Origin of the sequence: Craterilacuibacter sp. RT1T (assembly GCF_023502145.1) — a bacterium.
Classification (GTDB): domain Bacteria; phylum Pseudomonadota; class Gammaproteobacteria; order Burkholderiales; family Chromobacteriaceae; genus Craterilacuibacter.
The window spans coordinates 115,702-128,761 of record NZ_JAMFLI010000008.1 but is presented as its reverse complement, the minus strand read 5'-3'; the positions used below and the strand labels follow the sequence as shown (position 1 = coordinate 128,761).

Genomic DNA, 13,060 nt, shown 5'->3' with positions numbered 1-13,060 from the left:
AACGCAATATTGACGGTTTTTGTGGTGGATATAGCTCAGTTGGTAGAGTCCCGGATTGTGATTCCGGTTGTCGTGGGTTCGAGCCCCATTATCCACCCCATAATAGAAAAAGCCCTGATTTCTTGATGAAATCAGGGCTTTTTCACATTCTGCTTTGCCAGTGGCAGGCTGTTAATCACATGGATACAGCCTGCCATTTCCCGCCTGAATGTATTTACAGCAATCTGGACACCAGTCGGTCGGCTCTTACCCGGTTCATACGGGTCAGCAGTTTACGCACCGGTTCCGGATAGTGATCGACAGTTTCCAGATCCAGATAATGAGCGATCCGGCTGGTATTGGCACGGATAGCGGCCAATTCCTGTTCTTTTTGCGCGGCCAATTGTTGCTGCGGGTCATGAATCAGCAGGCCGTTTTCCAGATCCAGACTAAAAGCGCGCGGATTGAGATTATTGCCGGTAATCAGCATGAACTCCTGATCGACCCACAGGCCCTTGAGGTGGTAGCTATGCCCCGGATCATTCCATAGCAGCAGATTCAGCCTGCCTGCATCGATATCGGCCTGTTGTGCCCGGGCAAAGCGGCGCAGGTTGGCTTCATACAGATAGGGCAGCGCGCCGATGACCTTGAATGGCTCGCTAGGCGGGATAAAGAAGTCGTTGGCGGTCTTGTCGCCGACGATGATGTCGACGCGCACGCCGCGTGCCAGTAACTGGCGTATTTCCCGCATCAGCGGGCGCGGCAGGTTGAAATAGGGGGTGCAGATCACCAGATGGCTGCGGGTGCTGGCCATCAGCTTCTGGATCAGGCGGTTGAGCGGATTGCGCTTGCCTACGCCCAATAACGGGGTGATGCCGAGTGCGCCTGCTGCGGCCTGATCCTGCGGCTGACTGTGGTAATGACTGTTGCTGAGCCGTCCGCGCAGGGTGCGGATATCGCCGCGTATGCTCTTGGTTGCCGGCGGATTGGGCTGATCCAGACGGTGCACGGCTGGGCTGGCCAGTACGGTGTCTTTCAGCAGGGCAACCATGCTGTCGGCCAGCTTAGGATTGCTAATCAGGTGATAGCGGTCATAGCGATAACGCTCGCCGACATGCAGATAGACATTATTGAGGCTGGCACCGCTATAGATCACGGTGTCGTCGACAATAAACCCCTTGAGGTGCAGCACGCCGAACAGTTCGCGCGTTTGCACCGGCACGCCATAGACCGCGACCTGCTGGCCCGGATGTTTAGCGGCCTCTTCCTGATACCAGGCGGCATTGCCGTCGGTTTTGCCTTTGCCTATCAGCCCGCGCTGGGCCCGGTGCCAGTCAACCAGTACGGCGATTTCCAGTGCCGGATTGCGGGCACGGGCGGCATAGAGGGCGTCCAGAATCATGGTGCCGCCTTCATCGTGTTGCAGATAAAGGGCGGTTAGATAGATGCGGTGCTGCGCCTTGGCGATATGTGCCAGCAGGGTTTCACGAAACGCGGCGGTATTGGTCAGCGTAATAATGTCTTCGGCCGCCAGCGCAAAGCGCGGCAGCGCATGGATGTAGCTGCGTGGATCGTTGAAAAGCATGATGAGGCGCCAAAACACGCGGATGAATCGGAATGTCTGATGTTAGCATCAAGCCGCGTCTTCTCCCATGGGTTGAGTCAAACTAGCGACGGTATGAAGTCTTTGCTCTATAGATGCCGCTGGCAATACAATAGGCAAATAATCTATTTGCAAGGAGCAGGCGATGCTTTACCCGGAACTTTATACACAATTGGAAAAAGCACGCTGGAACATGGAAACCGATATTCCATGGGATACCTTTGATGGCAGCCTGTTGTCCGACGAGCAGGCCCAGACCATCAAGATGAATGCGATTACCGAGTGGTCGGCCTTGCCGGCCACCGAGATGTTTTTGCGCGACAATCGCGACGATTCGGATTTCTCCGCCTTTATGTCGATCTGGTTCTACGAGGAGCAGAAGCATGCGCTGGCGCTGATGGAGTATCTGCGCCGCTTCCGCCCGGAATACTGCCCGACCGAGGCCGAACTGCATGCGGTGCGCTTCGAGTTTGATCCGGCTCCGCCGCTGGAAACGCTGATGCTGCACTTCTGCGGCGAAGTGCGTCTGACCCAATGGTATCGCTGCGCGTCCGAGTGGCATACCGAGCCGGTGATCAAGGCGATTTACAAGCACCTGAGTCAGGATGAAGCGCGTCATGGCGGCTGCTACCTCAAGTACATGAAGAAGGCGATTGCACAGCATGGCGATGTGGCGCGGGCGGCATTTGCCAAGATCGGCCTGCTGATGGCGTCTTCCAGCCGCTCGGCCAAACCGCTGCATCCTACCAATTTGCACGTCAATGCCGCACTCTTCCCCAATGACACCATACAAAGCCGTTTGCCTGACCCGGATTGGCTGGAAGCCTGGCTGACACAGCAGATCCGCTTTGACGAGTCTTGGGAGGCACGCGTGGTGGGTGGTATCCTTCGCAACTTGTCCAATCTGTTCGAGCAGCCGCTGGAAACGATTCTGCAATTGAATCGCTACCGCAAGGCGCTCGCGGCAAGTGTGAAGGAAAACCATGTCCTACCCGACCCCGCAATTTGAAGCCAAGGTCTGCCCGCCCGAGGCGCTGGCCGAGCGTCTGGCGGCCTTGCCGCGCCCGGTGGTGTTTACCAACGGCTGTTTCGATATTCTGCATCGCGGCCATGTAACTTATCTGGCACAGGCGCGTGCGCTGGGTGCCAGCCTGGTGGTTGGCCTGAATACCGATGCCTCGGTCAAGCGCCAGGGCAAGGGCGACGACAGGCCGATTAATAACGAGGCCAACCGCGCCGCCGTGCTGGCGGCGCTGGAAAGCGTCAGCCTGGTGACCTGGTTCGATAGCGATACGCCGGCCGCGCTGATTGCCGAAGTTCAGCCCGAGGTCTTGGTCAAGGGTGGCGACTGGAGCGTAGACAAGATTGTCGGCTCGGCAGAAACGCTGGCGCGTGGCGGCGAAGTGCATTCCATCCCCTTCCTGTTTGCTACCTCGACCACCGCCACTCTGAACAAGATCCGCGCAAGCGAGGGCAAGGCGTGAGCGATCACGCCTTTGCCGTCTTGCGCTTGTTGTCTGCCGGCGGCTTTCAGTCGGGTGAAGGGATGGCGCAACAACTGAGCTGTTCGCGCACCCTGGTGTGGCAGGCGGTGCATGCCATCGAGCAGGATTTCGGCCTGACCGTGTTTTCGGTACGCGGGCGCGGTTATCAACTGGCCCAGCCCTTTGACTGGCTGGATGTGGCACAGATTCGTGCCGGCCTGTCTGACGCGGCGGGCGACAGCCTGACCCTGGCGCTGGTCGAGCGCACCGACTCCACCAATACCCAGCTTATGACGCGGGCGGCCGCAGGCGCACCGCAAGGCTTGCTGCTGGCCGCCGAGGCGCAAAGTGCCGGACGCGGCCGTCTGGGGCGGCGCTGGCAGATGAAGCTGGGCGCCGGCCTGACGTTTTCGCTGCTGTGGCGCTTTGAGCGCGGCCTGGCGGCCTTGGCGGGCCTGTCGCTGGCGGTCGGGGTCGCCATGGTGCGCGCCTTGCGCAAGCTGGGGGCGCCGGTGATGCTGAAGTGGCCGAATGATGTGCTGCTGGATGGCAAGAAGCTGGCCGGCACCCTGATCGAGTTGTCCGGTGATGCACAGGGGCCGGCGGCCGTGGTGATCGGCATCGGCTTGAATGTGGCCGATCCGGGCGAAGTCGACCAGCCGGTGGCCTGCCTTGCCGATGCTGGCTTGCAGCTGAGCCGCAATACGGTGCTGGCGGTCTTGCTGAACGAATTGCAGCAGGTGCTGGTGGAATTCGAGCGTGGCGGCTTTGCCGTGCTGCGTGATGAATGGTCAAGCTATGCCGCGCATCATCAGGCGCCGGTGCGCCTGTCGTTCAGCCACCATGCGCCGGTTGATGGCGTGGCATTGGGAGTGGATGACAGCGGTGCCTTGCGCGTGCAAACCCCATCCGGCGAACAACTGTTTCATGTGGGAGAAGTCAGCCTGAGGCCGCGGCCATGAAGCTATTGATCGATATCGGCAATACCCGGCTGAAATGGGCGGTGTATCAGGGGCAGGACTGCATGGCGCAGGGGGCGGTGGCACATGGCGATATCGCCTCCCTCGCTGAGGCTTGGCAGGGTTGGCCGATTAGCGCCGGCTGGGCCGCCTCGGTGGCAAGCCCCGAATTGCGTGCCGCCGTGGATGCCATCAGTCCGGTGCCGCTGGTCTGGGTTTTGGCCCAGCGTGCGGCTGGCGGTGTCAGCAATCATTACCGCAATGTGGCCGAGCAGGGGGCCGATCGCTGGCTGGCGGTACTGGCGGCGCGTTCTTTGGTAAACGGGGATGTGGTCGTGGCCTGTGCCGGCACCGCCTTGACGGTGGAAGCGCTATCGGCCGAAGGGGATTATCTGGGGGGGCTGATTCTGCCCGGTCAGCAGCTGATGCTGCAGAGCCTGGCGCGCGGCACCGCACAGCTGGACCGGCCGGCGGGTGAGCATCGTGCTTTCCCGCAGGGTACGGAAGACGCCATCGCCAGCGGCGTGCTGGATGCACAAGCCGGCGCCATCGAGCGCATGCGTGCACGTCTGGCGGCGCATAGCGGGCGGCCCGCTGCCATGGTGCTCTTGACGGGTGGCGATGCAGCGCGTTTGTTGCCCCACCTCGCCGCACCGGTGCGTATCGTGGATAATCTGGTGATTCTTGGACTTCTCAGCATGGCGAGCACCTCATGAAGTGGTTTTTTGCAGCCGTAGTGACACTCAATTTGCTGGTTGCGGGGCTGATCGCCTTGCAGAAAACGCCGCAGGATGACTTTGGTGCGCGCGAGGTCAGCCCGCAGTTGATCAGCCGGCTGCCGGAGCATGGTTATCCGCCCGCGGTGACGGCCAGCGCCCCGGGTGTCGAGCAGGGACTGACCGAAGCCAGCGCCCCACTGGCGCTTGCTTCCGTGCCTGCTCCGGTACCGGTCAAACCGCTGGCCAGTACGCCTGCGGCGCTTGCTCCGTCTGCCACGCCTGCGGAGGCGCCGGTCGCCAAGGTCGAGGTGGCCAAGCAGTGTTATCGCTGGGGCGAGTTAAACGATAGCCAGTTGGCGCGTGCGCGTGGCGGCATTGCCACTTTGCGTCTGCCGGCGGCTCAAGTGTCGGATAGCGTGCGCGAGGACAAGTCGTCTGGTGGCAAGGCTTGGGTGTATTACCCGCCGCTGGCGACCCAGTCCGAGACGCTGACCCTGATTGCCGAACTCAAGGCCAAGGGGCTGGATAGCTATATCGTGCGTAATGAAGGCCCGTTCCGCGGCTATCTGTCATTAGGTCTGTTTGCCAAGGAAGAGGGCGCCAAGGCGCTGGTCAAGCGCCTGAAGGACTTGGGCTTTGACAAGGCGCAAATCGATGCGCGCGGAACGCGCAGCAAGAAAACCACGGTGAGCCTGCGTGCGCTGACACCGGAGCAGGTGGATAAACTCAAAGCGGTACAACAGCGTTTGCTGCCCGGCATCGCAGTCCAGCCTTTCAGTTGTAAATAAGTTAGCTATCCGTCGGGAGCGGCCGCTCCCGACACTTGCGCTATTCCCTTTCTGTTACGCCCCTCGTTCATATTAGCGTCATATTTTTTTGATCTTGCTGTCACAGTAATGACTTATGGTTGTCCTTATCGACCGGCCTCGCGGTAGAACCCAACGGAGTCATTCATGAGCGACAGCTACAAGATCAAGCATCACGGTGTAGAAGCATGCAGCAATCAATCGGATAACCCGGCGTTTTCCGCCGTACTGGATGCGCGCCTGTCGCGCCGCAACGTGCTGCAGGCCGGCAGTGCCGCCGGTATGGCGACGTTGGCGGGTGGCCTGTTGCCTGCTTTGGCGCACGCTGCGCCACAAGTGGCGACCCGGTCGGCCGCTCGTCTGGGCTTTGCTGCCGTGCCCTTCTCGGTCGAAGACAAGGTGGTGGTGCCGGCAGGTTATGTGGCCGAAGTGCTGTATGCATGGGGCGATCCGGTGGGGCTTAAGGGCAATAGCCCGGCATTCAAGGCGGACGCATCGAATAGTGCCGACGAGCAGGCGGCTCAGGCCGGCATGCACCACGACGGCATGGCCTTTTTCCCGTTGCCGCAGGGCTCGCAGGCCGACAAGCATGGCCTGCTGGCGATTAATCACGAATATACCGACGATGGTTTGCTGCATCCGGACGGAATGAAGAGCTGGAGCGGCGACAAGGTCAAGAAGGCACAGGCTGCAGTCGGCGTCTCGGTGATTGAGGTGGAAGCCGCAGGCAAAGGGCAGGGCTGGCGTGTCGTGCGCCCATCCAAGTACGCGCGCCGTATTACCGCCAACACGCCGATGGCCATTGGTGGCCCGGCACATGGCCACGCCCTGATGCAGACCGAGGCCGACCCCAAGGGGGTCGAGATCCTCGGCACGCTGAACAATTGTGCGAATGGTAAAACCCCGTGGGGCACCTACCTCACTTGCGAGGAAAACTTTGACGGCTATTTCGTTAACGACTCGGGCACCTTGTCGGACAACGAGAAGCGCTACGGCATCAAGAACAAGGATGCCGGTTATAAGTGGGCATGGGAAGACTTCCGTTTTGATCTGCAAATCAACCCTAACGAGGCGAACCGCTTCGGCTGGGTGGTCGAGATCGACCCGTACGACCCGAAGTCCAAACCGGTCAAGCGTACCGCGCTGGGGCGCTTCAAGCACGAGGGCGCGACGGTCACGCTGGCGCCGGACGGCCGCGCGGTGGTGTATATGGGCGACGACCAGCGCTTCGAATATATCTACAAATTCGTGTCGAAAAACCGTTACCAGCCCAATAATCGCAAGGCTAATAGCCGCTTGCTGGATGAGGGCACGCTGTATGTCGCGCGTTTCGATGCCGATGGTACCGGTCAGTGGTTGCCACTGGTCCATGGCCAGAACGGGGTCGATGCCAGCAAGGGTTTTGCCGATCAGGGCGAGGTGGCGATTAAGGCACGCATGGCGGCCGATGTGGTCGGCGCGACCAAAATGGACCGTCCGGAGTGGATTGCCGTCAATCCGCGCGTGGCCGGCGAAGTGTACTGCACGCTGACCAATAACAGCGAGCGCGGCAGCGAGGGCAAGCCGGGCGTCGATGCGGCCAACCCGCGCGCCGATAATAAATTCGGCCATATCCTGCGCTGGCAGGAAGCAGGCGGCAATGCGGCGGCAAATTCGTTCAAATGGGACATTTTCGCCTTGGCCGGCAAGCCGGATGCGGCCAAGGCCGAGCATCAGGGGGCGCTCAAGGGCGATGTGTTCGGTAGCCCGGATGGCCTCGCTTTCGATCGGCAAGGGGTGTTGTGGGTGCAGACCGATGTGTCGACCTCGACCGTCAATATGAAAGAGTATGCCGGGATGGGGAATAACCAGATGCTGGCGGTGCTGCCCGAAAGCGGCGAATTCCGCCGTTTCCTGACCGGGCCCAAAGGCTGCGAGATTACCGGTATCAGCTTTACACCGGATAGCAAGACGCTGTTTATCAATATCCAGCACCCGGGCGAGCCGGAGAGCGAGCGCTCTGACCCGGTGCAGCCAACGGCAATTTCCAGCTGGCCGGATGGCGCCGGCCGCCCGCGCTCAGCGACAGTGGCGATACGCAAGCTGGACGGCGGGGTGATCGGCAGCTAAGGCAGAAAAGGCGAATCCAGGGCCGGCTTTATGCCGGCCTTGCCGTTTTTCTTGCCGGTTTGCGTATCAGTAAAAAGACCAGACCGCTGGCCCAGGTCATCAGCGCCAGCGTGATAAATGTATGGTGGTAGGCGGTAAAGGTTTTAGCCTGATCCGGGTGGAAGTCTCGCCCCAAAAACAGCGACAGCACCACGATGGCGAAGGTGAGCCCCATGCTCAGCGCCAACTGCATGGCGGTCGAGAGCAGCATATTGCCGGCGCTGGCGTATTCGGCCGGCAGGCTGGACAGCGCACTGGCGTTGAGGGTAGAGAACTGCAGCGAGATGGATGCACCGAAAGCCAGTAGCAGCAGCACGAAATACAGATTGCTGGTCTGTGGCGTGGTAAACGCCAGCGCCATGATGGCCGCACCGACCGCGATATTGCTGAGCATCAGCACGCGGTAGTTGCCGAAGCGCTGGATGAGTGGCACGACGGCGGGTTTGACCAGCAGTGCGGCACCGGCAATCGGCATCAGCAGCAGGCCGGCATGTGCCGGCGAATAGAGGAAGGCCAGTTGTAGAAATAGCGGCAGCAGCAAGGGGATGCCGCCCGAGCCTAGCCGGGCCAACAGATTGCCCAAGATGCCGACGCTGAAAATGCGGTTACGGAAAATGGCCAGCGGAAACAGCGGTGCCTTGTGGCGGCGGGCGTAGGCGATATAGCCGGCGATACTGGCCATGCCGCACGCGATCATTGCCAGGGTGGCCGCTACCGACAAGCGGTGTTCGCCGAACATCTCCAGCGCATAGGAAACCAGCAACACCCCGCCGGCAAACAATAAATAGCCCGGTACATCGATGCGGGCAGCAGGTTCGAGTAGTTGCGGCATATGCTTGAGCGCCAGCACAAAGCCCAGTATCCCGACCGGCACATTGACCAGAAAGATCCAGTGCCAGCTGCTGTACTCGACAATCAGGCCGCCGAGCGAAGGGCCGAGCACCGGCCCGATCAGGCCGGGCAGGGCAATAAAATTCAGCGCCTCCATGCGGCTGGCGCGGTCGGGATAGCTCTTGAGCACGGCCAGGCGTCCGGTGGGCAGCATCAGCGCGCCGCCCACCCCCTGCACGATACGGCAGGCGATCATCTGTGGCAGCGTCTGCGCAGCGGCACACAATACCGAGCCCAGCGTAAACAGCACGATGGCGGCCAGGAAGGCGCGGCGGGTGCCGAAGCGGTCGGCGACCCAGCCGGACAAGGGCACCAGCACCGCCAGTGTCAAAACATAGGCGACCAGCACCGACTGCATCACCAGCGGGCTCTCACCCAGGCTGGCGGCCATGGATGGCAGGGCGGTGTTGAGGATGGTGGCGTCCAGCGTCTCCATAAACAGGCTGATGGCAGCAAGCCAGGGCAACCAGGGGGAGACACCATTTACGCGGGGTGGAAGCAGAGTCGGCATCTACGCACTATATATGCCGCGGTGTCATCTTGCCGGCATTGGCCGGATAAGCTCAGGCCATAGGGGTTTGCGCGCACTGCTGGCTGAGGGCCTGATTGAATTGTTCTATCGGCAGCGGGCGACCGAACAGATAGCCCTGATAGTAATGGCAGCCCAGGCGTGCTAGGGTCGCTTGCTGCGCATCCGTCTCTACGCCTTCGGCAATCACATCCAGTGCCAGTGTCTGCGCCAGTGCCAGAATGGTGCGCACGATATCGGTATCGTGGCCCGCTTGCTGCAGGTCGCGCACAAAGCTCTGGTCTATCTTGAGCTGGTCCAGCGGCAGGCGTTTGAGATAGGCGAGTGATGAATAACCGGTACCGAAGTCATCCAGTGAAAAGCTGATGCCGTGCGCCTTGAGCGCCATCATCTTGAGAATGGTTTGCTGCACATGGTTCAACAGCATGCTTTCGGTCAGTTCGAGCTTGAGTCGTCGTGGATCGGCACCCGTCTGTTCGACGATATCCAGCACTTGCTGCACAAAATCAGGCTGATGAAACTGGCGGGCGCTGACATTGACGGCCAGCGTCAGGCTGGCGCTTTCCGGCACATGGCTCCAGCTGACCAGTTGACGGCAGGCCGTTTCCAGCACCCAGTTGCCCAGCTGGATAATGAGAGTGCTTTTTTCCGCTAGCGGAATAAATAGCCCCGGCGAGATCGGGCCTTTTTCCGGGTGTTGCCAGCGCAGTAGCGCCTCGGCACCCAATACCTTGCCTTGGGCATTGACCTGAGGCTGGTAGTACAGCGACAACTGCTGCTGGTGTATGGCATGGCGCAGACTGGATTCCAGCATGGCACGTTCGTCTACCGCTTGCTGCATGGCCTGGTCGAAGAAACAGACGGTATTGCGTCCGCTGGCCTTGGCCTGATACATCGCAAGATCGGCCTGTTTGAGCATATCCTCGATATTGCCGTCATGACCATGGAACAGTGCGACGCCGATGCTGCAGGAGCTGTGGTGGGTATGCTTGCCCAGCATATAGTTTTCCTGCAGCGCGGCCAGCAGTTTTTCGGCTACGGTTTTGCAATAGCCGGCTGCGGTTTCCGGGTCGGCACTCAGCCCTTCCAGCAGGACCACAAACTCGTCTCCGCCTAGCCGGGCGACAATATCGCTATCCCGCGTATTGTTGCGCAGGCGCTGGGCGACCTGTTGCAGCATCTGGTCACCCTTATCATGGCCCTGGGTGTCGTTCAGATCCTTGAAGTTGTCCATGTCGATAAACAGCAGCGCACCAGACAAACCGCTGCGCGTTGCACCGGCCATGGCGTGTTGCAGATTGTCCAGCAGCATGCGGCGGTTGGGCAGTCGGGTCAGCGGATCGTAATAGGCCAGACGCTGGATTTCTTCTTCGGCATGTTTACGCAAAGTAATATCGCTCATGGTGCCGATATAGTGGGTGACTTGCTCGCGTTCATCGAAAACCGTGGTGATGGTCAGCCACTCGGGGTAAATCTCGCCATTCTTGCGCCGGCTCCATAGCTCGCCTTGCCAAGTATGGTTGCGGGACAGTTCTTCCCACATGGCGCGATAAAACTCGGCAGAGTGACGGCCCGATTGCAGCAGCCGGATAGGCTGGCCCACCACTTCTTCGCTGCGATAGCCGGTGATGTCGCAAAAGGCCTGATTGACGCGCACGATCAGCTGGTGCCGGTCGGTGATGACCATTCCTTCTTGCACCTCGAAGGCGATCGCGGCAATGCGCAGATCGGCTTCGGCACGCTGACGTTCCTGTGCGCGGTCAAGAAAGGCGTTGAACCACTCTGTCAGCTGGTTTATTTCGTCAAGTGTCCGTATCTTGGCCAGTCGCCATTGCGATGGCAGGCGGTCGGCCTGAAAGTCGCGAAAACCGTCCGAAATGGCGCGCAAGGGCCGTATGACCCGAATGGTATAAAGGCGGATCAGCAAGGCAATCAGCAGCAAGGAGGCGAGCAGGATGGCGACGCCGGCCTGGGCGATGCGGCTGACCGGTGTCAGCAAGGTCGCTTGCGGTACCAGGCTCACTACATACCAGTCTCGCCCGGCCAGTTTGTGGTAATTGAGCTGGGTCGGTTGCTCATCCATTTTGATGGTCTGCGATCCCTGCCTGCCCTGTAGTAGCCCTCTGAGCGTCGGATCTATGGCTTGCCCCAGCAGCGCCTCGTCCGGATGAAACAGCAGGCGCCGTTTGGCATCGACCACCAGTAACACCGCGCCTTCTCCCATCTCCATTTCGCGCAGGTGCTTGTACAGGAAACGCGGGTCGAAATTGACCTGCAGCATGGCGAGATTCGCCGTCTTCTGGCCGCTGCTATCCAGCTGTTGCAGCAGTTTGGTCGCGACGATCACTTGCCGGGTGCTGGATGAGGTATTGACGTTGTTTTCAATGCCATGCCAACGGATGGCATTGTCCGCATTTTCCGTATCGCGCAGCAAGCGCTCGCGCAGCGTATGGTCAATGGCTGATAGATTGAGCGTATCGCCCACGTGGTAGTGCTGGCCATGGCGGGTAAACAGGTCGATGGAGGCCAGTCCTTTCAGGCTGCTGTATCCGCTGAGGATATAGCCTATGCGCGCCTGGGTGGATAAGGACTCGAAAGCATTGTCGCGCTGGCTGGATTTGTCGGCGAGTGCCAGCATCTTCTTGATCTCGTCTACCGACTCGATGTTGTGAATCAGATCTTCGATCTGTTCCAGATGCTGGGACAGATGGGCGGCCTGCTCGGTCAGCAGGTTCATATTATGGTGGGAAGCCAGCTCAATGACCGTGCTACGCGTCACGCTGAAGCTGATCAGCTGATACAGCAGCAGCGGGATGACGCTGATGGCCAGCAAGAACCCGATCAGCTTGAGCGAGATATTGATCTTCATTACGGAGTCGTGCCGCGCACAAGAACGGAGTCGATCAGCAACTCGCCGGGTACCCGCTTGCCCGCTAGCATGGCAAGCGCAGTTTTAACACCCTGATAGCCTTGCTCATTGCCTTGCTGGTCCATGGATGCGACCAGTTCGCCACGAGCAAGTGCCAGACGGGCATCGGGAATGGCATCGAAGCCGGCGACAAGGATGTGTGCGCGCTTGCTATCGGTCAGATATTTGCGGGCGCCGATCGCCATCATATCGTTGGCACAGAAAATGCCGCGCAGATTGGGGTGCTGTTTCAGCAAGGACTGGGTGACCGTGTAAGCATCGTCTATTTTCCAGTAGGCGCTTTTGTTAGCCACGAGCTGCATGCCGGCCTGCTGGAAGGCGCGCTGTGCGCCTAAGCTGCGTTGCTTTGCATTATCGGCGGATGGAATGCCGCCGATAATGGCAACTGCCGCGTGTGCCGGCAGACGGCGGCTCAGTTCCATGGCCGATGCAAAAGCGGCGGCTTCGTTATCGATGCTGATAAAAGGCACCGGACGCATGCCTTGTGCCACCATGGCCCGTGCGTCCAGCCGGTTGTCGATATTGACGATATGGATGCCGGCTTGTTGTGCCTGCTTGAGGGCGGGCACCAGACGTACCGAGTCACCCGGTGCAATCACGATCGCATCGGTGCCACGCTTGACCGTATCTTCGACAATCTTGATTTGCTGTTCGATAGAGGTTTCTTGTGTCGCGGTTTTGACCTCCAGCCGGGTACCGGTTTCCTGCGCGGCGCGGCGCGCCCCTTTTTCCATTTCGATAAAGAAGGGATTGGTCAGGGTTTTCATGACCAGCGACACCTGCAGGCCATTCGAGCTGCCGGATGCGGCGGAGGCTGGGGCCGATGCGGTAATGGCGGAAATGGATGCTTGTTCACCATCACAGGCTGCCAGTCCAATCAACAGCAAGGTGACAATCAGTTGCCTGAATTTAGAAAAGGTCATGGCTTGTGCCTGCAATGGAATATTGAAAACCTTCTTTGGTGAACAGCTATTGTATTAAGCAAAACCTATCAAGCTCATCGCGATCTTATC

Annotated in this window: 10 protein-coding genes and 1 tRNA gene; 7 read left to right on the top strand and 4 right to left on the bottom strand. The window is 59.8% G+C overall.

Annotated features, from left to right (window positions below; all coding sequences use genetic code 11):
• Positions 1–24: 24 nt before the first annotated feature.
• Positions 25–100 (top strand) — tRNA-His (locus M3P88_RS12615).
• Between the two features lie 114 nt (positions 101–214).
• Here the strand turns inward: M3P88_RS12615 and pssA are convergent.
• Positions 215–1,564, bottom strand: coding sequence for a CDP-diacylglycerol--serine O-phosphatidyltransferase (gene pssA, locus M3P88_RS12610; protein ID WP_249616364.1), 1,350 nt, complete (start codon positions 1,562–1,564; stop codon positions 215–217).
• Positions 1,565–1,727: 163 nt separating this feature from the next.
• On the opposite strand from pssA, the gene M3P88_RS12605 reads away from it, so the two are divergent.
• From M3P88_RS12605 to M3P88_RS12580, 6 genes are all read left to right on the top strand, one after another.
• On the top strand, positions 1,728–2,591 hold the full coding sequence (locus M3P88_RS12605; protein ID WP_249616363.1) for a ferritin-like domain-containing protein: 864 nt from the start codon (positions 1,728–1,730) through the stop codon (positions 2,589–2,591).
• On the top strand, positions 2,566–3,066 hold the full coding sequence (gene rfaE2, locus M3P88_RS12600) for a D-glycero-beta-D-manno-heptose 1-phosphate adenylyltransferase (RefSeq protein ID WP_249616362.1): 501 nt from the start codon (positions 2,566–2,568) through the stop codon (positions 3,064–3,066). The genes M3P88_RS12605 and rfaE2 overlap by 26 nt, the downstream gene beginning before the upstream one ends.
• Positions 3,063–4,028 (top strand): biotin--[acetyl-CoA-carboxylase] ligase, encoded by a 966-nt coding sequence (locus M3P88_RS12595; RefSeq protein ID WP_249616361.1) that lies wholly within the window; start codon positions 3,063–3,065, stop codon positions 4,026–4,028. Before rfaE2 ends, M3P88_RS12595 begins: the two co-directional genes overlap by 4 nt.
• Positions 4,025–4,741: a type III pantothenate kinase gene (locus M3P88_RS12590; protein WP_249616360.1), complete on the top strand. Its 717-nt coding sequence runs from the start codon at positions 4,025–4,027 to the stop codon at positions 4,739–4,741. Before M3P88_RS12595 ends, M3P88_RS12590 begins: the two co-directional genes overlap by 4 nt.
• Complete coding sequence (locus M3P88_RS12585; RefSeq protein ID WP_249616359.1) at positions 4,738–5,532, top strand: SPOR domain-containing protein; 795 nt, start codon at positions 4,738–4,740, stop codon at positions 5,530–5,532. The genes M3P88_RS12590 and M3P88_RS12585 overlap by 4 nt, the downstream gene beginning before the upstream one ends.
• A gap of 165 nt (positions 5,533–5,697) precedes the next feature.
• Positions 5,698–7,659 (top strand): PhoX family protein, encoded by a 1,962-nt coding sequence (locus tag M3P88_RS12580; protein WP_249616358.1) that lies wholly within the window; start codon positions 5,698–5,700, stop codon positions 7,657–7,659.
• A gap of 28 nt (positions 7,660–7,687) precedes the next feature.
• Here the strand turns inward: M3P88_RS12580 and mdtD are convergent, their stop codons facing one another.
• From mdtD to M3P88_RS12565, 3 genes are read right to left on the bottom strand one after another with little or no spacing between them, the layout of a single operon-like run.
• Positions 7,688–9,100 carry a multidrug transporter subunit MdtD gene (mdtD, locus tag M3P88_RS12575; protein WP_249616357.1) on the bottom strand — a complete coding sequence of 471 codons (1,413 nt, stop codon included), beginning with the start codon at positions 9,098–9,100 and terminating at the stop codon, positions 7,688–7,690.
• Positions 9,101–9,152: 52 nt separating this feature from the next.
• Positions 9,153–11,987: a bifunctional diguanylate cyclase/phosphodiesterase gene (locus M3P88_RS12570; RefSeq protein ID WP_249616356.1), complete on the bottom strand. Its 2,835-nt coding sequence runs from the start codon at positions 11,985–11,987 to the stop codon at positions 9,153–9,155.
• Positions 11,987–12,970 (bottom strand): substrate-binding domain-containing protein, encoded by a 984-nt coding sequence (locus M3P88_RS12565; RefSeq protein ID WP_249616355.1) that lies wholly within the window; start codon positions 12,968–12,970, stop codon positions 11,987–11,989. Before M3P88_RS12565 ends, M3P88_RS12570 begins: the two co-directional genes overlap by 1 nt.
• Positions 12,971–13,060: the final 90 nt, after the last annotated feature.